Source organism: Aliihoeflea sp. PC F10.4 (assembly GCF_054612275.1).
The window spans coordinates 3,450,158-3,473,013 of sequence record NZ_JBTSWH010000001.1 but is presented as its reverse complement, the minus strand read 5'-3'; the positions used below and the strand labels follow the sequence as shown (position 1 = coordinate 3,473,013).

19 protein-coding genes and 1 tRNA gene are annotated in these 22,856 nt (G+C 62.6%); 10 read left to right on the top strand and 10 right to left on the bottom strand.

Annotation, left to right across the window (positions count from 1 at the left end; translation table 11 throughout):
* Window position 1 precedes the first annotated feature (1 nt).
* Window positions 2–913 (top strand): ABC transporter permease subunit, encoded by a 912-nt coding sequence (locus tag ACX82Z_RS17445; RefSeq protein ID WP_459590271.1) that lies wholly within the window; start codon window positions 2–4, stop codon window positions 911–913.
* On the top strand, window positions 913–1,728 hold the full coding sequence (locus tag ACX82Z_RS17440) for an ABC transporter permease (protein ID WP_459590270.1): 816 nt from the start codon (window positions 913–915) through the stop codon (window positions 1,726–1,728). Before ACX82Z_RS17445 ends, ACX82Z_RS17440 begins: the two co-directional genes overlap by 1 nt.
* Here ACX82Z_RS17440 and ACX82Z_RS17435 read toward each other — a convergent pair whose 3' ends face one another.
* Entirely contained in the window at window positions 1,729–3,636 is a 1,908-nt protein-coding gene (locus ACX82Z_RS17435) for an AsmA family protein (protein ID WP_459590269.1), read from the bottom strand.
* A 154-nt stretch (window positions 3,637–3,790) separates the two neighbouring features.
* Here ACX82Z_RS17435 and ACX82Z_RS17430 point away from each other — a divergent pair, with 154 nt between their 5' ends.
* The 3 genes from ACX82Z_RS17430 (at window position 3,791) to ACX82Z_RS17420 (ending at window position 8,682) form a co-directional block, all read left to right on the top strand.
* Window positions 3,791–5,749, top strand: a complete 1,959-nt coding sequence (locus ACX82Z_RS17430) for an acetoacetate--CoA ligase (RefSeq protein ID WP_459590268.1) — start codon at window positions 3,791–3,793, stop codon at window positions 5,747–5,749.
* A 366-nt stretch (window positions 5,750–6,115) separates the two neighbouring features.
* Window positions 6,116–7,102 (top strand): iron ABC transporter substrate-binding protein, encoded by a 987-nt coding sequence (locus tag ACX82Z_RS17425; RefSeq protein ID WP_459590267.1) that lies wholly within the window; start codon window positions 6,116–6,118, stop codon window positions 7,100–7,102.
* A gap of 50 nt (window positions 7,103–7,152) precedes the next feature.
* Window positions 7,153–8,682, top strand: coding sequence for an ABC transporter permease (locus tag ACX82Z_RS17420; RefSeq protein WP_459590266.1), 1,530 nt, complete (start codon window positions 7,153–7,155; stop codon window positions 8,680–8,682).
* A gap of 2 nt (window positions 8,683–8,684) precedes the next feature.
* On the opposite strand, the gene ACX82Z_RS17415 is transcribed toward ACX82Z_RS17420, so the two are convergent.
* Window positions 8,685–11,813, bottom strand: coding sequence for an ATP-binding protein (locus tag ACX82Z_RS17415; RefSeq protein WP_459590265.1), 3,129 nt, complete (start codon window positions 11,811–11,813; stop codon window positions 8,685–8,687).
* 247 nt (window positions 11,814–12,060) lie between these two features.
* Here ACX82Z_RS17415 and ACX82Z_RS17410 point away from each other — a divergent pair, with 247 nt between their 5' ends.
* From ACX82Z_RS17410 to ACX82Z_RS17400, 3 genes are all read left to right on the top strand, one after another.
* Window positions 12,061–12,516, top strand: coding sequence for a phasin family protein (locus ACX82Z_RS17410; RefSeq protein ID WP_459590264.1), 456 nt, complete (start codon window positions 12,061–12,063; stop codon window positions 12,514–12,516).
* A gap of 250 nt (window positions 12,517–12,766) precedes the next feature.
* Window positions 12,767–12,843, top strand: a tRNA-His gene (locus tag ACX82Z_RS17405).
* 68 nt (window positions 12,844–12,911) lie between these two features.
* Window positions 12,912–13,103, top strand: a complete 192-nt coding sequence (locus ACX82Z_RS17400) for a hypothetical protein (RefSeq protein WP_459590263.1) — start codon at window positions 12,912–12,914, stop codon at window positions 13,101–13,103.
* Window positions 13,104–13,109: 6 nt separating this feature from the next.
* On the opposite strand, the gene xseA is transcribed toward ACX82Z_RS17400, so the two are convergent.
* Together xseA and ACX82Z_RS17390 are read right to left on the bottom strand one after the other, a co-directional pair.
* Window positions 13,110–14,666 carry an exodeoxyribonuclease VII large subunit gene (gene xseA / locus ACX82Z_RS17395; protein WP_459590262.1) on the bottom strand — a complete coding sequence of 519 codons (1,557 nt, stop codon included), beginning with the start codon at window positions 14,664–14,666 and terminating at the stop codon, window positions 13,110–13,112.
* A 29-nt stretch (window positions 14,667–14,695) separates the two neighbouring features.
* Window positions 14,696–15,658: a LysR substrate-binding domain-containing protein gene (locus ACX82Z_RS17390; protein ID WP_459590261.1), complete on the bottom strand. Its 963-nt coding sequence runs from the start codon at window positions 15,656–15,658 to the stop codon at window positions 14,696–14,698.
* A 213-nt stretch (window positions 15,659–15,871) separates the two neighbouring features.
* On the opposite strand from ACX82Z_RS17390, the gene ACX82Z_RS17385 reads away from it, so the two are divergent.
* A complete protein-coding gene (locus tag ACX82Z_RS17385; RefSeq protein WP_459590260.1) occupies window positions 15,872–16,159 on the top strand; it encodes a DUF1127 domain-containing protein in 288 nt (95 codons plus the stop codon).
* 94 nt (window positions 16,160–16,253) lie between these two features.
* Here ACX82Z_RS17385 and ACX82Z_RS17380 read toward each other — a convergent pair whose 3' ends face one another.
* The 6 genes from ACX82Z_RS17380 to ACX82Z_RS17355 all read right to left on the bottom strand — a co-directional run bounded on the left by ACX82Z_RS17380 (window position 16,254) and on the right by ACX82Z_RS17355 (window position 21,807).
* On the bottom strand, window positions 16,254–17,054 hold the full coding sequence (locus ACX82Z_RS17380; protein ID WP_459590259.1) for a DUF937 domain-containing protein: 801 nt from the start codon (window positions 17,052–17,054) through the stop codon (window positions 16,254–16,256).
* Window positions 17,055–17,132: 78 nt separating this feature from the next.
* Window positions 17,133–18,290: a class C beta-lactamase gene (gene ampC, locus ACX82Z_RS17375; protein WP_459590258.1), complete on the bottom strand. Its 1,158-nt coding sequence runs from the start codon at window positions 18,288–18,290 to the stop codon at window positions 17,133–17,135.
* 99 nt (window positions 18,291–18,389) lie between these two features.
* On the bottom strand, window positions 18,390–19,763 hold the full coding sequence (locus ACX82Z_RS17370) for a glutamate--cysteine ligase (RefSeq protein WP_459590257.1): 1,374 nt from the start codon (window positions 19,761–19,763) through the stop codon (window positions 18,390–18,392).
* Between the two features lie 100 nt (window positions 19,764–19,863).
* A complete protein-coding gene (locus ACX82Z_RS17365) occupies window positions 19,864–20,598 on the bottom strand; it encodes a 16S rRNA (uracil(1498)-N(3))-methyltransferase (RefSeq protein ID WP_459590256.1) in 735 nt (244 codons plus the stop codon).
* Window positions 20,599–20,656: 58 nt separating this feature from the next.
* A complete protein-coding gene (locus ACX82Z_RS17360; RefSeq protein ID WP_459590255.1) occupies window positions 20,657–21,085 on the bottom strand; it encodes an EF-hand domain-containing protein in 429 nt (142 codons plus the stop codon).
* 53 nt (window positions 21,086–21,138) lie between these two features.
* Window positions 21,139–21,807, bottom strand: a complete 669-nt coding sequence (locus tag ACX82Z_RS17355; protein WP_459590254.1) for a DNA-3-methyladenine glycosylase I — start codon at window positions 21,805–21,807, stop codon at window positions 21,139–21,141.
* Window positions 21,808–21,980: 173 nt separating this feature from the next.
* Here ACX82Z_RS17355 and ACX82Z_RS17350 point away from each other — a divergent pair, with 173 nt between their 5' ends.
* Window positions 21,981–22,766 (top strand): L,D-transpeptidase, encoded by a 786-nt coding sequence (locus ACX82Z_RS17350; protein ID WP_459590253.1) that lies wholly within the window; start codon window positions 21,981–21,983, stop codon window positions 22,764–22,766.
* Window positions 22,767–22,856: the final 90 nt, after the last annotated feature.

Here is a 22,856-nt window from a genome sequence, read left to right as displayed (position 1 = left end):
GATGAACCGCCTCGCCGCAGCGATTGCAGCCCGCCTGACGATCATCGCGCCCTATCTGTGGCTGCTGGTCTTCTTCCTCGTGCCGTTTCTGATCGTCTTCAAGATTTCCCTGTCGACGACCGCGATCGCGATGCCTCCCTATACGCCCGTCTTCGATCTTGCCGAAGGCTGGACGGCGCTGGTGGAGGGCGCGCGCGAATTCACCCATGAAAACTATCTCTGGCTGTGGGACGATCCGCTTTACATCAACGCCTATCTCAACTCGGTCAGGCTGGCGGCGATTTCCACGTTCCTGACGCTTCTGATCGGCTATCCGATGGCCTACGCCATGGCGCGCGCGCCATCTTCGCTGCGCGCCGTCCTTCTGATGCTGGTCATCCTGCCGTTCTGGACGAGCTTCCTGATTCGCGTCTATGCGTGGATCGGCATTTTGCGTACCGAGGGACTTCTCAACCAGTTGCTTCTTTCGCTCGGTATCGTCGATCGCCCGCTGGTCATCATGGGCACTGACACCGCGATCTATATCGGCATCGTCTATTCCTACCTGCCGTTCATGGTCCTGCCGCTTTATGCAACGCTGGAAAAGATGGATTTCTCGTTGATCGAGGCCGCGCAGGATCTCGGCTGCACCGCCGCCAGCGCCTTCTGGAAAATCACGGTGCCTCTCTCGGTTCCGGGCATCATTGCCGGCTGCATGCTCGTCTTCATTCCGGCCGTCGGCGAGTTCGTCATTCCCGACCTCCTCGGCGGCTCCCAAACGCTGATGATCGGCCGCACGCTCTGGAACGAGTTCTTCGCCAACCGCGACTGGCCGGTCGCCTCCGCCGTCGCCATCGTGCTTCTGCTCGTCCTCGTCGTACCGATCATGTTCTTCCAACAGGCGCAGGCGCGCGCGCAGGAACGGGGGCGTTGATGGAACGGCTGTCGCGCTTCAACGTCGTCTCGCTCGTCTTCGGGTTCGCGTTTCTCTACATCCCGATCCTGATCCTCGTGATCTATTCCTTCAACGCGTCGCGGCTTGTCACGGTCTGGGGCGGATTTTCGACCCGCTGGTACGTCTCGCTTTTGAGCAACCAGCAATTGCTCGATGCGGCCTGGGTGACGCTGCGTGTCGCCTTCACTTCGGCTACGATCGCGACGGTTCTTGGCACGATGGCCGCGATGGCGCTCACGCGTTACACGCGGTTTCGAGGGCGCATCCTGTTTACCGGCATGGTCTTCGCGCCGCTCGTCATGCCGGAAGTCATTACTGGCCTGTCGCTCCTGCTGCTGTTCGTCGCCATCGGCCTCGATCGCGGCTTCATGACGATCACGCTCGCCCACATCACCTTTTCGATGTGCTTCGTCGCGGTCGTCGTCCAGTCGCGCCTTCTGGCCTTCGATCGCTCGCTGGAGGAAGCGGCCATGGACCTTGGCGCGACGCCGGCCCGCACCTTCTTTTCGGTGACGCTGCCCGTGATCCTGCCGGCGATCGTGGCTGGCTGGATGCTCGCCTTCACGCTGTCGCTCGACGATCTCGTTATTGCAAGCTTCACCTCCGGGCCGGGTGCGACGACGCTGCCGATGCGCATCTACAGTCAGGTTCGACTTGGCGTGACGCCCGAGATCAACGCCGTTTCGACGATCCTGATCGGCGTCGTTGCGATGGGTGTGATCGTTGCTTCGCTGATCAACAAGCAGCGCGACGTGCAGCGCCGTCGTGACGAGCAGGCAGCCGCGCAGGGCTGATCAGTTTTCAGGCGACGGTTCCTGCGTTTCTGGCTGCGGTTCAGCTTCCGCTTCGTCGCCGGTTTCCTGCTCCTCGGTCGCTTCGGGCGCGACGACAGGCGACACGAACGGCTCGTCCCACCCACCGCCGACGAAAAACGACGTGGGATCGCCCGTCGCCTGCCCCTGACCGTCGACCGCGACGATGTTGCCCGACAGGGCGAGCGCGCGGCCGGCCAGCGGCACGACGCCGTTGAGCGACAGGCGGCGGCCGTCGAGTTGCACGGTCGCCGTGTCGACGCGGGCAAGGCCGCGCCCGACGGTCGCCGAAAATTGCAGCGCGCGGATCGGCAGCGAACCTTCGGCTACGGTCGACAAGGGAAAGAAGGCACCTTCGTCCGTTTGTCGCATGAAGGCGGCGGGGTCGATGCCGACGATGTCTCCGGCTCCGAAATTCGCAGTAAGCGTGCCTTCCGAACTCGAAATAACGGAATTCCAGTCATTGCCGCGCCCGCGCAGGATGGCCGACATGTTGCCGCGCGTTTGCGGGATGAAGCGCTTCGCACCCGTTTGCAGCGCCATTGCGCCGACATCGACCTCGCTTGCCAGAAAGCGCAGCTCGACCGCGTTTTCCGGGCCCGTCGGATCGATACGGATGCCGGCCTGAATCGTGCCTCCGAATGCCGACGCATCGGATATGTCGAACGCGGCCGTGCCGTCCTTGAGCTGCGCCGTGGCGGCGACGCCGTTGAGCGGCAGATCGCCCAGCATCGCACGGCTCGCCGAAAGCCGCAGGTCGAGATTGAGTTGCCCGGCCGCCTGTTGGTCGATCAGGTCGCCGGTTGCTCCCGCCTGGCGCATCTGCGGGGTAAAGGGTGCGAGAAAGGTGCCCAGATTGAGCTGTTCGAAGGCGATCGACCCGCTCACCGACGGTGTCGCGCCATTCGTCGACATTTCGAGGACCCCGGTGCCAAGACTGCCGGCCAGATCGAGCGCTGCGTTTTCGACGTGCAGGCCCTGCGCGCCGCCTCTCACATCGCCCGAAAGCTTTGCCGCGCCGATGGTGTGACCTGCTGCAATGTCGGCGCGCAGCCATTCGAGCGTCCGGCGCAGCGACGGGGTCTCGAAGCTTGCCTCGCCATCGAAATAGGCATCTGCGGAGAGGTTGGCGGTGCCCTCGAAATTGAACTTTGCCGGCGCGGCGTCGAGCGCTACGCGCATCGGCGACGTGCCGCCGGCCAGAAGAAGCAGCGGCCCGGCGCTCGACGCTTCGACCCGGATCGCTTCGCTGCGCCAGACCCCGTTCGCCACTAATGTCGCGGGCCGGTCAAGCGCCGGCCAGCCGATCTGGCCCGTCAGGCCGGAAAGGATGATCTCGTCGGCCCCGTCGTTGACGACGGCGATACGGCCGTCATTGAACGTCACCTGCCCGAAGGGATCGTCCGGCAATTGTCCAAGGTCAGGGTTGGATGGGCTTTGCGACAACGCTCCGCCGGCCGCCGCGATTGCGCGGCTCATCCGCCCCCCGCCCGGAAGCGGTGGCAGATCGAAGAAGGGCGTCGGCTGTGTCAGCCGCAAAAGCGGATGTTCAAGCGCGATGCGCGAAAAGACGACATCGCCGCGAATGGCGGCAAGGGCGGACATGTCGATGTCGACGCGCTCGGCCTCGAGAACGGGCTGGCCGTCATGGCTGCCCCATTCGTAGAGCGCGACATTCGAAAGATGGGCGGAGAACGTCGGCCACACGTCGATGCGCGGCGCCTGGCCGAGCTGGACGCGATAGCCGCTCCACGCCGACAATTCGTAGGCGATGCGGTCGCGCACGATCTGCGTGGATGCGATCCAGGGCAGCGCTGCGATAAGCACGGTGGCGACCGCGAGAATGATCGCAAGCCCGATAATCGCGCGTTTGACGATCCGTCCCTGCATCCATCCTCGCCGAAAGTCTCGATCCGGTTTAATCGATGCACCCGGCATTTCAAGCATTTGTGGCCGCCCGATGGCGATTGCCAACCTGTTTGTGGCGCTTGTCAGCGCCGGGCGCGGCATGCTTCAAGGGTTTCGGCCTGTATGGGAGGAATACATGACGATGAATGCACCGCTTTGGAGCCCGACACGAAAATCGCTTGAGGCCGCGCCGATCACGGCTTTTGCGCAGGAGGCGGGACGCATCGCCGGTCGCGATCTGTCAGACTACGACGCGCTGCATGCCTGGTCGATAGAGGATCGCGAAGCCTTTTGGAATCTCGTCTGGGATTTCTGCGGCATTAAGGGCGAAAAAGGCGCGCGCGTGCTTGCTGATGGCGATCGAATGCCCGGCGCGCAGTTCTTTCCCAATGCCCGGATCAACTTCGCGGAAAATCTTCTGTCGCGCAGCGGGCCGGATGACGCGCTCGTGTTTCGCGGCGAAGACAAGGTCGAGCGCCGCCTGTCTTGGGATGAATTACGCGCGCACGTCTCGCAGCTTCAGCAGCTTTTCCGTTCGCGCGGCATCGTGGCGGGTGATCGCATCGCGGCGATGATGCCGAACATGCCTGAGACGATCGCTGCGATGCTGGCGGCAGCCTCGCTCGGCGCCATCTGGTCGTCCTGTTCGCCCGATTTCGGCGAGCAGGGCGTGCTCGACCGCTTCGGTCAGATCGAACCGAAGCTGTTCGTCACCGTCGATGGCTACTGGTATAACGGCAAGGCGATCGATGTGTCTGAAAAGGTCACGGCGGTCCTCGACAAGCTGCCGAGCGTCGATCGCGCATTCATCGTCGACTATCTCGGCAAGGCCGCAGACGTCGCGGCGAAATCGGGCCGCGCCGAAACGATGGACAAGGCGATATCCGCGTTTACGCCGGACGAACTAACATTCGAGCGTCTTCCCTTCTCCCACCCGCTCTATATTCTGTTCTCTTCAGGAACGACGGGCATTCCCAAATGCATCGTGCATTCGGCCGGCGGCACGCTGATCCAGCACGTGAAGGAACACCAGCTCCTCTGCGGCATCGTCGAGGGTGATCGCGTCTTCTACTTCACCACCTGCGGATGGATGATGTGGAACTGGCTCGTTTCGGGCCTTGCATCGGGCGCGACGCTTCTTCTTTACGACGGCTCGCCGTTCTATCCGGACGGCAACGTCATCTTCGACTATGCGGATGCCGAGAGGATGACGTTCTTCGGAACGTCCGCAAAGTTCATAGACGCGGTCAGGAAGGGTGGGCTGGAGCCGGCGAAAACGCACGATCTGTCATCCGTTCGCGTCATTTCCTCGACCGGTTCGCCGCTTGCGCCCGAAAGCTTCCGCTTCGTGTATGACGCCATCAAGGCTGACGTGCATCTTGCTTCGGTCTCGGGCGGAACGGATATCGTCGCATGCTTCGTCGGCGCGGTTCCCGGCCGCCCGGTCTGGATCGGCGAGATACAAGGTCCGGCGCTCGGCATGGCAGTCGATGTCTGGGACGACGAAGGCCGCCACGTCGAGCAGGAAAAGGGCGAACTCGTCTGCACGAAACCCTTTCCCTCGATGCCGATCATGTTCTGGAACGACGAGGACGGAGCGAAATACCGGTCGGCCTATTTCGAGCGCTTCGACAATGTGTGGTGCCATGGCGATTTCGCCGAATGGACCGAGCATGGCGGCATCATCATCCACGGTCGCTCGGATGCGACGCTGAATCCGGGCGGCGTTCGTATCGGCACGGCTGAAATCTACAATCAGGTGGAGCAGCTTCCCGAAATCGTGGAGGCGATCGCTATCGGGCAAAGCTGGGAGGATGACGTTCGCGTCGTCCTGTTCGTGCGTCTGGCCGAAGGCGTAACCCTTGATGACGAACTGGAAACGAAAATCCGCACGAAGATCAGGTCTGGCGCAAGCCCGCGCCATGTGCCGGCCCGCATCCTCGCAGTGGGGGACATTCCTCGCACCAAGTCGGGCAAGATCACCGAACTTGCCGTTCGAGATGTGGTGCATGGACGCCCGGTCAAAAACAAGGAAGCGCTTGCCAATCCCGAGGCTCTCGAACTCTACCGGGACATGCCGAAGTTGAGAACGTGACCGGCGGTTGGTTAACGAAATATAGTGCGGAAATTTACTTCGTCTGGATCAAGACTGACATTTGGTAAAATTCGATGCGGGCCGTTAGGGTCCTGTTAACGGTGTGCGCTTCATGATGATGATAACTTGAGACATCAGGCCCATCCGCTTCGGCAGATGCGCCGCCGCTTCAAGTCCCCTGTGTGACACAAATTCCAAGGCGCCCCATGCGGGCGCCCTTTTTGTCTGCGGCATAAGGGCTGCGGTGCAAGTGCTAATCTTGACCATTAAAATCAGGTAATATACGCCTTTTTCCGCCGGCGACGACCGGACGCAGCGCCCTTTGGGCGTTTCTTGCGCTAGACGGGTTTGAGAGGGAGTTTTTCGATGAAGAAACTGATTGTGGGATCTCTGGCGGCAGCGCTTGCGCTTCCGGTCGCTGCATCCGCGCAGGAACTGACCATCTATTCGGGTCGCGGCGAAGCGCTCGTCGCTCCCATCATCGCGCAGTTCGAACGCGAATCCGGCATCGACGTCGACGTGCGCTACGCGGGCACGGCTGAACTGGCTGCGCTTCTTCAGGAAGAAGGCGAACAGTCGCCGGCAGACGTGTTCTGGGCGCAGGATGGTGGCGCGCTCGGCGCGATCACCCCGCTTTTCGCCGACCTTCCGGCTGAAGTGAACGAGGGCGTCGCCGCTCCGTTCCGCAACGTGAACAACAAGTGGGCTCCGACCAGCGGCCGCTCGCGTGTCCTTCTCTACTCGACCGAACGCGTCGAAGACGATGCGCTGCCGGCTTCGATCAAGAATCTCGTCAACGAGGAATATAAAGGCCGCGTCGCTTGGGCACCCACCAACGGCTCGTTCCAGGCATTCGTGACGGCGATGCGCGTTGCCGAAGGCGACGAGGCGACCAAGGAATGGCTCGAAGGCATGATCGCCAACGAAACCCAGGTCTATCGCAACAACGGCACGCAGGTCGAAGCGGTCGCAAATGGCGAAGTCGATTTCGGTCTCGTCAACAACTACTATCTGGGCCGTTACCTCGCCAATGACGAGGACTTCCCGGTTGCGCAGACCCATTTCGAGGCCGGCGACATCGGCAACCTCCTGAACGTTGCCGGCGTCGGCATCGTCGCTTCCAGCGACAATCAGGAAAATGCCCGGACCTTCATCGATTACCTGCTCTCGGCTCCCGCGCAGCAGTACATCACTCTTGAAGGCTACGAGTATCCGGTCATTCCGAATCTCATCGGCCATTCCTCGCTGGAAGATTTCGACACCGTTCTCGAAGTGAGCCCCGAAGTCGATATCGACCAGATTTCCGATCTGGACGGCACGCTTGAACTTCTGCGCGAAGTGGGCCTGCTCTGATTTCCAGGACGCATGCACTATGGCCGGCGCGCCTGCGCCGACCACCCTTGATGCTGCTCGCTCCGGCCTTTCTGGTCGGGGCGGGTATGCTTTTGCCCATGGTGTATCTGGTGGCGCGCGCCATGGAGGCCGATGCCGCCTCGCTTGGGGAAATCGTTTTTCGGCGCCGTAATTTCGCGCTTCTGGTCAACACGCTGACCCTGACCGCTTGCGTGATTGCCGCCGTGACCGTGATCGCCCTGCCGCTGGCATGGCTCGTGACGCGTACCGATCTCGGCTTCAGGAAATTTCATTCGATCATGGGCGTCCTGCCGCTGGCGGTGCCCGGCTATGTGATGGCCTATGCGCTGATCGGGCTTTCGGGATATTACGGCTTCGCCAACCAGTTCTTCGGCGTCAGCCTGCCGCGACCGCAGGGGCTGACAGGGTCGGCCATCGCGCTGTCGCTCTACACATTCCCCTATCTGTTTCTCAATTTGCGCTCCGCGCTGATGGGCCTCGATCCGGGGCTGGAGGAAAGCGCGCGCAGCCTCGGTCGTTCGCCGGCCAACACGTTTTTCACGGTCGTCCTGCCGCATCTGGTGCCGGCGCTTCTGGCGGGCTGGCTCGTCATCGGCCTTTACGTACTGGGCGATTTCGGCGTCATCGCCTTGATGCGCTACGAGGTCTTCAGCTACGCGATCTATACGCAATATTCGGGCGCGTTCGACCGTATCTACGCGGCATGGCTGTCGCTGATGCTGATGGCGGTCACGCTTTCCTTCATCCTGGCAGAGGCGCAACTGCGTGGGCGTCGCTACGCGCGTGTCGGCAAGGGCACGCAGCGCGCGCACAAGCCGGTTGCGCTTGGCAGATGGCGTCCCGTCGCCTGGCTCTTCGTCACTGTCGTCTACTGCGCATCGATCGGTCTTCCGGTCATGGTGCTGATCTACTGGATGGCGCAGAGCGGCTTCGTGGTCGATTTCGCCGAGGTCGCGAACGCGTTCATGCGCACGACGATCATCGCCGTTCCGTCTGCCGCGATCGCGACGCTTCTCGCGCTGCCGGTCGTTTATCTGACGGTACGCTTTCCCTCGCCTCTGTCGACCTCGATCGACCGGCTTGCCTATCTCGGCTACGCGGTGCCGCCGCTCGCCTTCGCGCTGTCGATGGTATTCTTCTCGCTGCGCGCCGTGCCCTTCCTCTATCAAAGCCTGACGATTCTCGGCTTCGCTTATGTGATGACATTCCTAGCGCTTGCCATGGGACCGTTGCGCAGCCGGCTTATGCAGATCGGCCCGCGTCTGGAAGAAGTGTCGCGCTCGCTCGGCCACGGACCGTTCGAATCCTTCATGCGCACGACGTTTCCGCTTCTGCGCCGCTCGATGGTCGCGGCGACGCTGCTGGTCTTCATCATGATCGTGAAGGAACTGCCGATCACCTTCCTGCTCGCGCCGACCGGCTACGGCACGCTCGCGACGGCTGTCTTCAGCCGCACATCGGAGGGGATGATGGCCGAGGCCGCGCCCTATGCGCTCCTGATCGTGCTGTTTTCGAGTTTTTTCGTCGGGCTGATCCTGCGCTATGAAGGACGCAGATAGGTTCAGTCTGCAAGGACACGCGTGGCAGGAAAGTCGATCTCGACCAGCGTTCCCTCATCGGGCTTGGAACTGATCGCGAAGCGCGCGCGATTCGCTTCCACCAGCGCCTTTGTCAGAGGCAGGCCGAGGCCGGTGCCTTCGCGGTGGCTGCGCTTCAGTGCATTGACCCGCTTGAACGGCTTCAGCGCCTGATCGATTTCCGGTGCGGTCATGCCGATGCCGGTATCGCGCACACGCACCGCGATCCCGCCGTCCGGTTCGAGCGCGGTTGACAGGATCACCTGACCGCCCGCCGGCGTGTAGCGCACGGCGTTGGACAGAAGGTTGAGGGCGATCTGCCGGATCGAGCGCAGATCGGCCACGACGTCGGGCAGGCGCGAGGCGAAGGACGAGCGGATGATGACCCGTTCGCGGTTCGCCTGCGGCTGCATCATCGCGACGGCTTCGCCGAGGACGTCATTGAGCGAGACCGCTTCGTAGTTCAGTTCCTGTTCGCCGGCCTCGATCTTGGAGATGTCGAGAAGGTCGTTGACGAGGTCGAGCACGTGGTTGCCCGAGCGGCTGATATCACGCAGATAGTCGCGGTAGCGCTCGGTGCCGATCGGCCCGAAGCTCTCATTGATGATCAGCTCGGAAAAGCCGATGATCGCGTTCAGCGGCGTGCGGATCTCGTGGCTGATCCGGGCGAGGAACTCGCTCTTTTGCGACGATGCGCGTTCGGCTTCGGCGCGGGCGTGGGTCAGGTCTTCTTCCACGCGTTTCCAATGCGTGATGTCGCGCAGGACGGCGCAGTAGCCGCCATCCATAGGCAGGCGACCGATGGTCATGAAGAGGGGGATGAAGCCGCCTTCTGCCTCGCGCCCGATCACCTCGCGGCCGTCATTCATCACCGCGTCGACACCGCTTCCGGCGATCCGCTCGACATAATCCTGCGCGCTGCGCTGGCTCTCTATGGCGAAGAGTTCGCGAAAGGCCCGTCCCTCGACGGCGGCGCTGTCGAAGCCGAACAAGGCTTCGGCCGGCTGCGAGATGGAACGCACAGCGAAATCGTTGTCGATCAGAACCACGCCGTCCGTCGCAGTGTCGATGATTGTCTGAAACTGCGCCAGATGCGCGCGCAGAACGTCGTTCTGGTCGTCCTCGGCGGGCAGGGTGGTCTCGGCCTTCTCCTGCGCGACCAGCGTCAGCATCAGCGCCTTGCCGCCATGCCACGGCACGGCGTGAAGATGCGCCTTGACCGGCACTTCGGTGCCGTCCGCGCGCTTGAGCGCAAGTATGCCGTCCATCGCCGGACGTTCGGTTTCGAACAACGCATCGAGACCGCCTGCTTCTGCGAACGCTTTGAGGGAGGCAAAGCCGGTCAAATCGAAAAAGGCGGAATTGGCGAAATGCAGCTCTTCGCCCGAATGGATCAGTGTGGCGACCGGCAGATGACCGATCAGTTCATCCTCGACATGGGTCTCCTCGGTCGAAGTGGTGGCAAAGGCAGAGGGCAGGAAATGCACGGTCGCCGGCGGCATCGGCGCATTTTCGTCGACTCCTGCCTCTTGGGAAGCGGGCGCAGGCTCGCTCTCGGTTTCGTCAGGGCGCGCATCGGCCAGATGGACGATGGTTGCGCCGTTCGCCTCATCGGCCTCCTCTTCGATCACCGAAGCGTCGTCGGGGTCGCTATCTGCAAACCGCGCGCGCTCCTGCGCCTGCCGATCGTCGGTTGCGGCGTCGTCATCGTCCGGGCCGATCTGGCCTTTCAGCCTCGTGCCGATTTCCCGGAAGGTCTCGCGGTCGCCCGGCGAAAGGGTCTTTGCCGGGAGCGTCCTTTTGTCGTCGAGGCGGACGACATTATCGCCGGCATCTTCTGTGGCCTCCGTTTGGGTCGCGGTATCCGCCTCGGCAACAGGCGGCTCGTCTGCAGGTGCGGCGTCCGCCTGTTGCGGGCGCACGAGAGCTAGCCCGAGCGCATCGGCGTCCTCCACCGCATCGGCCGGCCTGACCACGCCGAAGCCGCGAAAGCCTTCGAATGTCCGGTCACGATCGTAAACCGGCAGCGCGGCGAGATCGACCGGTACCTTGAGCGCGTGTCCTTCCACCGGCCAGAAAACGGTGCGACCCGACCAGGTGTCGCGGCGTTCGAGAAGGGCGGAAATCTCTCCGTCGAGATCGAAACCGAAGACGGTCGCGACATCACCGAAACTGCGCCCGATGATGTCGGCCGCATTGGCACCGACCGCCCTGATGAATTCGGGCGACACCTCCTTGAAGCGCCCGTTCGCATCGGTTCGCCACACGAACCGGACCGGTTGCACCGGCAGGTCGTCGATGGGGGGAGGTGCCTTTTCAAGGAGAGCAGCGGGGTCCGCCTCGCCTTCGGACTGGCCCGGCTCGGCCACTTCGTCGGGGATCGTCGTCGGGGGTGCTTCGGACACGCTTTCCAGCGGTTCTGGAGTCTCCACGACGTCTTCTTCGCCATCGTCCGAGGCCGGCTGCACGGTAAGGAGCAGATGCAAGGGCGGCTCGTCGGAAAGACGCGCGAATCCGACGGGCAATTGGCCGCCATCCACCTCGACGAGCGTCTTGACGAGGCGATCGCGCTTGCGTGCGACATTGTCGATCAGTCCCCTCAAGGCACTTTGCCCGAGACCCAGTTCATCGAAGTCGTCCGTTGCGGCAACGAGGGTGCCTTGCGCGCCCACGAGACCCGCCGCATAGCCGGCTTGCGAAAATCCACTGATCACGGCTGCGGCGTTCGCAGAAAGCCCGCTGGCGCGGCTAGCGGGCTGGCACAGCATGATCGCAAGTTCGCCGCGCGGCAGGCGCAACTGGGCAGCCTCCAGCGTGACCATTCGGCTGATCGCTCCTTGGTTCAACCGCAGCGAGATCGTCCGTTCGGTGCCGATCCGTGGATAGCCCGACAGGGACGCGACCTGACGCCTCGCCTGGACGCTGAGGCCCGCATCGCTGCCGGCGGCGCTGTCGATGTCGGCGTGGCCGAAAAGCGCAGCGCCTGGCCCGTTCGCCCAGATCACCTTGTCGAGTTCGGGCGGTAGGAGCACGATCGCGTCACCGCGCGCGAAGCGTTCGCGCACGCCGTTGAGGACGGCGACGTCGATGAAGGAATGGCCTGCAGCCGTCATCTTTTACCTGTGCTCACGCGGTGACGGGTCATTTAACCCTTCGTTAATAAAAGCGCTGCGGCTCCGCGTCCACAGCATCCGCCACCGTATATGGGCTGGATTGCAGATGTGGTTAATCGGCAGGCAGTCCATATCGCAATGCACACTACGAATATTGCGTTGCACAAAAAATCAGCTATATTGATCGTGACGACGTTGCGGCAGGCAGGAAATGGTCGCGCCGCTCCAATTTGAAAAGGGACCTTTCATGAGCAAGACCACCGCCAAGGCCGCAGATGTGCTCGACGCCGCCGCGTTCGACGCTGGCAAGGCTGCCGACCAGTTCCGCGTTTTCGCCGAAAACGGCCTCGAGCAGTCGCGTCAGGCCTATGACAAGATGAAATCGCATGCCGAGCACACACAGCAATCGATGGAGGCAACCTTCGAGACGGCTCGTCAAGCTGGCAGCGAAATGTCGTTGAAGTCGATCGCCGCGCTGCGCGCCGGCAGCGAACTGAGCTTCGCGCATTTCGAGGCGCTGGTGAAGGCGAAGACGATCTCGGAAGTCTTCGAGTTGCAGACGGCCTTCGCGCGTAAGTCGATGGAGCTTGCCGTCGAGCAGGCACGGGATTTCCAGGCGACGTCCACGAAGGCCACCGAAGAGGTCATCAAGCCGATGAAGGACGCGTTCGAAAAGTCCGTCAAGGAACTAGAAGCCGCCTGAGGCTTTCACCGAACGATTTTCGCCTGCGGGCAAACCTCCTCCCTTGCCACAGGCTTCGACCTGCTTCTCCTCTCGCAGGTCGATCGATGAAAAGACCGGGCTCGTCCCGGTCTTTTCATATCTGCGCTATCGCTGTGTCCCGGCAGGCGGCGGTTGCCCTTCCGACAGGTGTTTTTCCTTAGCGAGACCGGCATTGCTGCTTGAATTCGGGCCTGAATGCCCGTAAGAGGCTGCCCAGCCAGTGGATCATGCGGTTGTAGCTCAGCTGGTTAGAGCGCCGGATTGTGGATCCGGAGGTCGCTGGTTCGAGCCCAGCCAACCGTACCATCCAAACTCCTGACCTCATTTTGCCTGAAAAGCGCGCCGAGCGGGCGAATCCGTGATAGGCATTGCATATGGCAACGGCATTTCCATTTCGCGCGACCTTATTGATCGTTCTGGCTGCGAGCGTTTTGGCAGGCTGCGGCGTGGGCGGTATGACCCGGGCCGTGACCACGGCCGGAGGCGGCCTCGATCGCGGCGAATGCCTGGCGGAACAGTTTCGCACCGGCCTGCCTTGCGATCAGGACCAGTTCTCCGTCGAATGATAAGCGTTAGAAAAGCGTGCCTTGACCAGCCGGGCCGGAGGACGTTTTTGGTTTGGCCTTCGGCCGCGCTGCCGCGTCCTGCGCGGTGATGGCGGCGACGTCGCCATCGGCAAAGCGGATCGACACCGCATCGCCCGTCGAGACTTCCGCCGCCCGCTTCACGAGCTGGTCTTGCGCGTCGAGAACCACCGCGAAGCCGCGCTCCAGAATCTTCGTATAGGAAAGCGAGCCGGCTAGCCGCGCCGCCTGCTCGAAACGCTGGCGGCGTCGCTCGATCGCCCTGTCGATCGACTGGCGCTGGCGTCTCTCTGAATTTTCCACGCGCTGACGCCCCATTTCGATGCGCCGCATCAGGGCCGTTGGCGTGACACGCGAGGCATCGCGCGCCAGACGGTTGCGACGGTTAACAACCATCGCTTCGAAACTGACGGGCAGCCGGTTCGCTGCGCGCCCGGCGCGCAGCCCCGCGTCGGATATCCGTCGCAACAAGATGCCCGGTGACAGGCGAAGTCCGCGAAAGCGCAGCTTCTTGGCTTCGGTATTGGCGATCAGTGCGCGTTGCAGCCGGCTCGCCGCCTCGTCGAACCGTCGCCGAGGCAATGCGAGAAGCGCATCGGCCGAAGGCAGCGCGCGTGCTGCTGCGCGCAGCGTGTCGCGTTTGCGCTGCGTGCTTCGCGATACGGAGCCTTTCAGCCGCGCGGAAAAGCGCGAGACCGCCGCTTCGAGTTCGGCCTTCACCGGGACGGCCATTTCCGCCGCTCCAGTCGGTGTTGGCGCGCGCCTGTCGGCGACGAGGTCGATCAGCGTCCAGTCCGTCTCGTGGCCGACGGCCGAGATGACGGGGATTTGCGAGGCCGCGACGGCGCGGACCACCGCCTCGTCATTGAAGCCCCAAAGGTCTTCGAGGCTGCCGCCGCCGCGCGCGACGATCAGGAGATCCGGCCGCGCCATCCCCTCCGGCAGTGCGTTGAAGCCGGCAATCGCGTTCGAGACCTCCGCGCCGGTGGTCTCTCCCTGAACACGCACCGGCCAGACGACCACATGCACGGGAAACCGATCCGTGATGCGGTGGATGATGTCGCGGATGACCGCACCGGTCGGCGAGGTGATGACGCCGATTGTTCTCGGCATGAAGGGCAGCGGGCGCTTGCGCTCGGCCTCGAACAGCCCTTCGGCTGCGAGACGGCGCTTGCGCTCTTCGAGAAGCGCCATCAGCGCACCCGCACCGGCCGGCTCGATATTGTCGATGACGATCTGGTATTTCGACGAGCCGGGATAGGTGGTCAGCTTGCCCGACGCGATGACTTCCATGCCCTCTTCGGGACGGAAGCGCAGCTTGGAGAACGTGCCTTTCCAGACCACAGCCTCGATGCGCGCGCGGTCGTCCTTCAGCGAAAAATAGGCGTGCCCAGACGAATGCGGCCCGCGATAGCCGGAGATTTCGCCACGCACACGCACATTGCCGAACGTGTCTTCCACGACGCGTTTGAGCGCGCCGGAAATTTCGGAAACGGAATATTCGCTCGCATTGGTGCGCGAATCGGAAGCTTCGGAATCGGACATGATGGAGTCGTAGTGGGTTCGCGCGCGGCTTACCAGCCGGGAAGCATTTGCCCGGGACGAAGCCGTTTTGCGCGCCCGTAGGCAAGGCCGGCGAAGTCGAAATGCCCGGCCTCGTCCGTTGCGGGCGGCACGACCGAAATGTTGTCGAGGCTTTCGGAGATGTGGCGCGCGAGCGCATCTACGATCTGCGGCTGGCTGGAATGGCCGCGCAAGATTCCGATCCGGCAATCGGGCAGCGCGCCGAACCCGTCGGATTCGCCGAGGATGCGCATGCCCGGACGAAGCGCGCATTCGGGCAACACGGAAACCGCCAGCCCGGAAAGAACCGCCGACATGATGACGGTCGCCGACCAGCTCGTAAAAATGATGCGATAGTCGCGATTCATCGTATCGAGCACGTCGCAGGCCGTGCGTCGCCAAAGACAACTCGGACGACCGAGCGCGAGCGGCAAAATTTCCTCCTGATGTATCTCGTGGTTCATCGAGCCGACCCACAAAAGCGGCTCACGCCGCACGACTTCCGAGCCGCGCGCGTCGTCATGTGTGATGAGCGCGATGTCGAGCTGCCCGCGCTTGATCTGTTCGACGAGATTTGCGGTCGGCTCACAGGTGACGGACAGTTCGACGCGCGGATTGGAGCGCAGGAACCGCGCCATGATTTCAGGCAGGAAGCGGTCGGCATAATCGTCGGGCGTGCCGATCCGGATATGGCCTTCAAGCGAGGCGTCGTCGAAGGCCGCAAGCGTTTCGCGATTGAGCCGGATCAGGCGGCGAGCGTAGGACAAGAGCCGCTCACCGTCCTCGGTTAGTCGGTTCGTGCGCCCGTCCTTCGCGAAAAGCTGCTTGCCGACGCGCTCTTCAAGCCGGCGCATCTGCATTGACACGGCCGATTGCGTGCGGTGCACCTCGTCGGCGGCGCGCGTGAACGAACCCATGTCGGCGATTGTGATGAAGGTCTGCAACTGGTCGAGATCGAGCGGCGCGGCGGGCATCGGACTAATCCATCATGATCATTGATGTTAAATATTAGAAACATTCGTTCGACTAATCAATCGAAGCAGCGCATCTTCCAATTGTTCCCACATGCCGGCCTGTCGCCGGGCATGCGTCCTCTCGGTCGCCGCCCGCAAGGGACGTCCTGTGCCTGAAAACCTCGCGCCGAGCAGGAGATAGCCGCCGCACCCGATTGAAAAAGGAGAATTGTCATGACCGCCCTCGATCACACCACGACATATGCCAGTGCCGCCCCGCTGCGCACGGATGTGGCGTCGCGCGTGGCGAACGGGTTCAAGGCAGTTCTGCGCGCGATGTTCAATCGTCGCCATCTCGGCGATTTGAGCGAGCTTTCCGATCACCAACTGGCCGATATCGGCCTGATGCGATCCGATCTTCGTGAAGCTAGGCTCACTCCGATTCCGGCTGACCCGACAACGACGCTGAGCGAACTATCGCGGCAAAGGCACCGCGAGCGCACGGCACGCCGGGTCTTCTGATCGGCGAGCGAACCACCAGCAGGCGCTCCCACTCACCGCCGGAACCCTCCCGGCCGCCTGCATCTTGCCCGGTCTCTCACGAGGCCGGGCCTTTTTACTTTTTCGGCTTCGCCTGCGCAAAGAATCCGTCGACGAGGCTGGCCATCGTCTTTTGATAGTCTTCCTGCTGCCGTCGGCCTGTCTCGAACATTTCGCCGAAGAAATTTTCGAACGGGAAGGGCGTCGGCTCATCTTTTGCCGTCGGCTCGCCGGGGCGCGCGGACGGTGCCATCTGCATCATATCCTCGAACATCTTCATGAACGGGTTGTGCGCGAAGGGATCGGGCGTCTTTTTCGGCTTTTCCTGCGCCTTCGGCGCGAACATGTCCTGCATCATCTTCGAATAGGCGTCGAAGGGATTGGCGTTCGCTTCGGCCTGCGGCATCATTTTCTGGAATGCGTCGATAAAAGGATTGGAGCCAGCGCCCTGCATCTGGCCGGTCGCCTGCTTGAAAAACCCGCCCATCATCATGGCCGCGAGCGACGGCATCATCTGGCGATATGCTTCCTGTGCGATGCCCGTCGCCTGCGCGGCTTGTTCGGCGACAGCGCGCGACAATTCCTTTGAGCCGAACATCTGGGCTAGAACATCGTTGCCTGCGGCGACGCCCTCGGGTGTGAAGGCGCGCGTCGCGTCCTCGAAATATTTCGCATATTGCCCGCTGCCCATCGCGGTCATGAACTGCGAGAACCCGAACGGGTCCGCCGTGTTGCGCTTCAACGCTTCGGAAAAGGCCGGCAAAAGCGCTTCGAGCGCGAGTTCGCCCTGCTGCCGGGTCAGGTTCATCTGACGTGCGAGCAGATCGGCGACACGGCCGTTCTGCGCCTTCATCATCATGTCGTAGAGCGGCAGCATTCTATCCTCCCGAAACGCGGCGATCCTTGACAGAGTATCGCAAGGACCGCGCGCGGCAAGGGCTGATGGAAAAGACGGCTACCGTGCGTCTGCCAGAGCTTCCAATATCGCATACCCCGCCTCGACCCGTGCCGAATTCGGATAGAAGCGGTTGGCGAGCATGACGACGCCGATCTCCTCGTCCGGCACGAATGCGACATAGGCGCCGAACCCTCCGGTGGAGCCGGTCTTGTTGAAGAGCGTCGGCGTGGCGGGCCGTTCCGCCGGCTCGATTGCCGCTGCCGCATGCGGCTCGAGTGCCATTTCTGTCGAGTTGCCGGCGACGAGTTGTGCCAGCGGCGTCGGATAGGAATATTGCTCCCAGCCGAGGGACTGAACGAGTTCGCCGGAGCGGAAATAGCCGATCTGCGTTCCCTCGACCGCTTTTTGCATGTCGCCTTCGAGAGACTGCGGCCGGATGTTGGCTTCGACGAAGCGGATGAGATCGGATGCGGTGGTCTTGACCCCATAGGCCTGCCCGTCGAGCACGCCGGGATTGACCCGCACCTTGTTGCCGGAACCGGAGTGCCCCCACGAGTAGTCGTCCATCCGCTCGTCGGGAACGTTGATGTAGCTCGTATTCATGCTGAGACCGGGGAAGATCGCGCCCTCGATCAGGTCCGCATAAGGCCTTTCCATGGAGAGCGCGGCGAGATGGCCGAACAGGCCGAGGCTGGGATTGGAGTACTGACGGACCGTTCCCGGCTCGGCATCCGGCTGCCAGTCGCGATAATATTCGACCATGCTCGCATCATTCGTCACCGCATCGGGGAACTGAAGCGGAAAGCCCCCGGCCGTATAGGTGCCCAGATGAAGGACGGTTGCGTCATCGACGGGCGTGCCGGAGAGTTCTGGCATGTATCGGCCAGGCGTATCGGACAGGGAAAGCGCGCCGCGTTCGATGGCATAGGTCGCGAGCATTGCCGTAATCACCTTGCTGACCGAGCCGATCTCGAAGATCGTCTCGTCGTTTACGTCCCTGTCTTCGCCGCGTTCGACGGTGCCATAGTTGAAAATATAGGCCTGCCCGTCGACCGTTACGGCGACAGCCATGCCGGGAATATCGTGCTGCGCCATGAGCGCTTCGATCTCGCGGTCCACCGCGGCGGTGATCGAGGCAGGCGGTTCGGCCGCACTCGCGGGGAGTGCGAAAGCGGCCAAAGCCAACGACGGCGACAGTCTGGTGATGAGTTGCATGGGTGTTCTCTCCGTGACGCAAAACTTGCACGCGCGGCAGAACGCCGTTGCAATGTGGCCTGACGGAGGCCGCATCATGTCTATCTACATGAGACGCTTCTAATAGGCGTATTCGAGGAACACGGGCTCGATCGACCCGCCCCAGCGCGTGTTGTAGGCCCGCACCATTTCTTCCGCACTCGTCGTGCCGCGCGCGATAACCTCGTCGAGCGGTGCGAGAAAGCCGGTCTCGTCGTAACCTTCGCTGTTTTTGAAGGCGCGGTTGGCAAGGCCCATACGCGAGATGTTGAGAACCTCGCGGCCGATCTCGCGAAGCGTGTGATTGCGGAACGGCGTCGCAAGCCCTTGCGACGGAACGGCCTCGCGCTGCGAAAGCGCCTCGGCGAAGGTCCAGTCGCGCGTCAGTTTTTCGGCAGCGTCGAGCGCTGCGTCGTCGTAGAGAAGCCCGACCCAAAAGGCGGGGAGGGCGCAGATGCGTCGCCATGGACCACCATCCGCGCCGCGCATTTCGAGGAAGCGCTTCAGCCGCACGTCGGGAAAGAGTGTCGACAGATGATTCGCCCAGTCGCCCATGGTCGGCAGGCCGTCCGGGATTTCGTCCTTCAGCGCGCCGTCCATGAACTGGCGAAACGTGACGTGCGTCACGTCGAAATAGCGGCCTTCGCGAATGAGGAAGTACATCGGCACGTCGAGCGCCCATTCGACATAGTCGGCAAAGCCGAAATTCCCGGCAAAGCACAATTCGAGCATGCCGGAACGCGCATTGTCCGTGTCGCGCCAGATATCGCCGCGCCAGCTTTGCAGGCCGTTCGGCTTGCCTTCGGTAAAGGGCGAGTTGGCGAAAAGCGCGGTCGCGAGCGGCTGGAGCTTCAGCGACACCTGCATCTTGCGGCGCATGTCGTCTTCGGACGAAAAATCGAGATTCACCTGGATAGTGCAGGTGCGGTACATCATGTCGAGACCCTGCGTGCCGACCTTGGGCATATAGGCTGTCATGATGTCGTAGCGCGATTTGGGCATGCGCGGCGTCTCGGCCAGCGTCCATTTCGGGCTGCCGCCAAGTCCGAGGAACCGGATGCCGAGCGGCTCGGCGATCTGGCGAAGCTGCGCCAGATGCGCGTTGCCTTCACGGCAGGTCTGGTGGATCGTCTCGACAGGCGCGCCCGAAAGCTCGAACTGTCCGCCCGGCTCAAGACTGATCGCGCCCTGTCCCGTCGGCTCGACGAGACCGATGATGTGGCCCGCATCGATGATCGGGTCCCAGCCGAGCGTCTTTTGCATGCCTTCCAGAAGCGCGCGGATACCGCACTCGCCGCCATAGGGAACGGGACTGTGGCCGTCGACGTAGAACGGGAATTTCTCGTGCTCGGTGCCGATCCGCCATGCGCTTTTCGGCTTGCAGCCGGCAGCCAGATAATCGGTCAGTTCGGATTTCGATTCGATCGGCCGGAAGTCGGTGGTGTCGCGTGCCATTCAAGAGTCTCCGGAGCCGGTCGGCAGGATGTGTGCGCTTGTTGCCCGCAAACGGGATGCGCGATCAAGCGAAAAATCCTGACGATCGCGTCAATGCGCGTTACCAGTCTCCGATCGTTGCCTGAATGACGGCGAGCGCGGCGACGGCCGCCGTGTCCGCGCGCAGGATGCGCGGCCCGAGCGGAATGGCGGTGACGTATGGCAAGGCGTGCAATTGCCGGCGCTCTGCGTCGGAAAAGCCGCCTTCCGGTCCGACGATCAGCGCGAGCTTGCGGCCATTCAAAGTTTGGAGCGTGTCGACCGGATTATCGCCTGCCGCGCTTTCGTCGCAGAAGATCAGCGCGCGGCTTTCGTCCCACCCGGCGAGCAGCCGGTCTAGCTTGATGGCGTCGTGGACCTCGGGTACCGCGAGGATACCGCACTGTTCGGCCGCCTCAAGCGCGTTAGCCTGAAACCGGTCGGTGCCGATCTTGGAGACCTGCGTGTGCTGGGTGATGACGGGCTGGAGCGTGCCTGCGCCCATTTCGACGGCCTTCTGGACCATGTAGTCGAGTCGCCCGGCCTTGATCGGCGCAAAGCAATAAAGAAGGTCCAGCGCTGCGGGCTGCGGACGCGTTTGCTCGCGCGGAACGAGGCGTACGCACTTTTTCGCGATCTGGCTTACGGTCGCCAGCCACTCGCCGTCTCGCCCGTTGAACAGGAGAACGTCGCTACCCTCACGCATGCGAAGGACGTTTGAAAGGTAATGGCTTTGCTGGGTGCCAAGCGCGATTTCGACGTCGCCCGAAAGCGCGTCCGTCACGAAAAGCCGCTGCATCTTGTAATTCGCGCGCATGACGAACGAGATGCACGAGCGGTGGTGGCGCGGTCAAGCCCGCGCCACCCCGTAATGGTTATTCGGCCGGAGCTTCCGTCGCCGGCTGTTCTGCGGGTGCCGCGCGTTCGCCGCGTTCGTGACGTTCATCGCGATTGCCGCGCCAGTTGCCACGGAACGGACGGTCGTCCCGGGTGATCTTGCCGTCCTCGTTGCGGTCCATGCGTGCGAACTGACGCTCCGTGCGATTTTCCATCGCCGCCGTGAATTCCTCGCGCGAGATCATGCCGTCGCCATCCGCATCGAGCCGGTCGAAGCGGGCTCCGGCACGCTCGGCCATGATTTCGGCAAAGCGCGCCTGATCGAGATTGCCGGCGCGGATTTCCTGGCGGAGTTGATGGCGCGGGCCTTCGCGAGCCGGCTTGTCGGCATTGTTGGGCGCCTGTGCGAACGCAGCGGTAGAGGCCGCGAAGCTGCCGATGAGAATGAGTGCGATGGTTTTTTTCATGACGATGTCCTCGTATCGATCGTGTCCCTGAAGACACGATGGCGAAGCGGACATTACGGCGCGCTTTCCGGCAGATTAAATTTGCGTAACGGACGCGCAATCTGCTGACGCTCCCGCTCGACTTCGTCGCGGCAAAAACAGCCCTCGATATGATCGTTGACCAGACCCATCGCCTGCATGAAGGCGTAGATCGTCGTCGGCCCGACGAACGACCAGCCCTTCTTTTTCAGAATCTTCGAGATGCGCGTGGAGATTTCCGTTTTCGGGTTCGCGCGCAACGCCTCGAAGTCGAATGTCGCGGGCCGTTCATGCGGTTGCGGCTCGAACGACCAGAAGAAGGCCGCGACCGATCCGTGCTCGTCAGCCAGTTCGACGGCGCGGCGCGCATTGTTGTAGACGGAGGCGATCTTGCCGCGATGGCGGATGATGCCGGCATTGGTCAGATGCCGTTCGATCTCGCTTTCGGGCCGTGTCGCCAGAACATGGAAATCGAAGCCGTCGAACGCCTCGCGGAAATTCTCGCGCTTGCGCAGGATCGTCAGCCACGAAAGCCCCGACTGGAAACCCTCGAGGCACAGTTTTTCGAACAGTCGCGTATCGTTCAAGACTGGCCGGCCCCACTCGCCGTCATGATAGGCGCGGTAATCGGGCAGATTGCCATGCCACGAACAGCGCAGCTTTCCGTCGTCGCCCCGGATCAGTCCGGCCACTTCGTCGCTCATTCCTGCCCCTCTTTAAGTTCGCGTTCACCAACGAAATCAACGCACCGCTAACCACGGCAAAAGCTTTCGACAAGGATATACGTTTTACAGGCACAGATTCACACTTCGCTTGGCATCGCTCCTGACAATGAAGGTCGCAAAAGTGGCCGTCACCCCTTCGAGGAAGATCGTTCATGCCGATGTCGAAAACCATTGTGCGGCTTATGCTCGCCGCCGCGCTGATGCCAGCCGTCGCGCACGCGCAGGATCGCTATGGCGAACGCCCGCCGCTCGTCGTCAGCCCGGACCTGTCCGCACCATGGGTCATGCAGCTTCAGCGCTCGCCGCAGGGCGCTCCGATCCGCCAGCGCGCCGTGCAGCAGCGTGTCGTGCCGAGCGCACGCGTGGCCGTAGCGCCGGCACCTGTGATTCGCTCGCGTCCGACGCCAGTTCCGGCCCCGGTCCAGTCCGCCGCCGTTGCGGCTCCGGTTCCCGCCATGCCGCAAGGTACGACCGCCGGTATCGATCCGAAGTTCCTGCCGCAACAGGTCAGCTATAGCGGCCCGCACGCGCCCGGCACGATCATCATCGATACGAGCGCGAAATTTCTTTATCTCGTCGAGGCCGGTGGCATGGCCCGCCGATACGGCGTCGGCGTCGGCCGCGAGGGTTTTTCGTGGAAGGGAACCGAGACGATCACCCGCAAGGCCGAGTGGCCGGACTGGCGTCCGCCCGCCTCGATGATCGAGCGCGAACGCAAGAAGGGCGTGATCCTGCCGGTCCATATGGCTGGCGGCCCGAACAATCCGATGGGCGCGCGCGCTTTGTACCTCGGCTCCACGCTCTACCGTATCCACGGCACCAATCAGCCCACGACGATCGGCCATGCCATGTCGTCTGGATGCATCCGCATGCGTAACGAGGATGTCACGGACCTTTACGAACGCGTGAAGATCGGTACAAAGGTAGTCGTCAGCTAGAAGTTGATAACGAGATTCCCGGAGAGGGGAATGTCGGCCGCGCCGGGGGGCAAGCGGCCGCAGCGACGAGGGACGGCAACGCCACGTCGC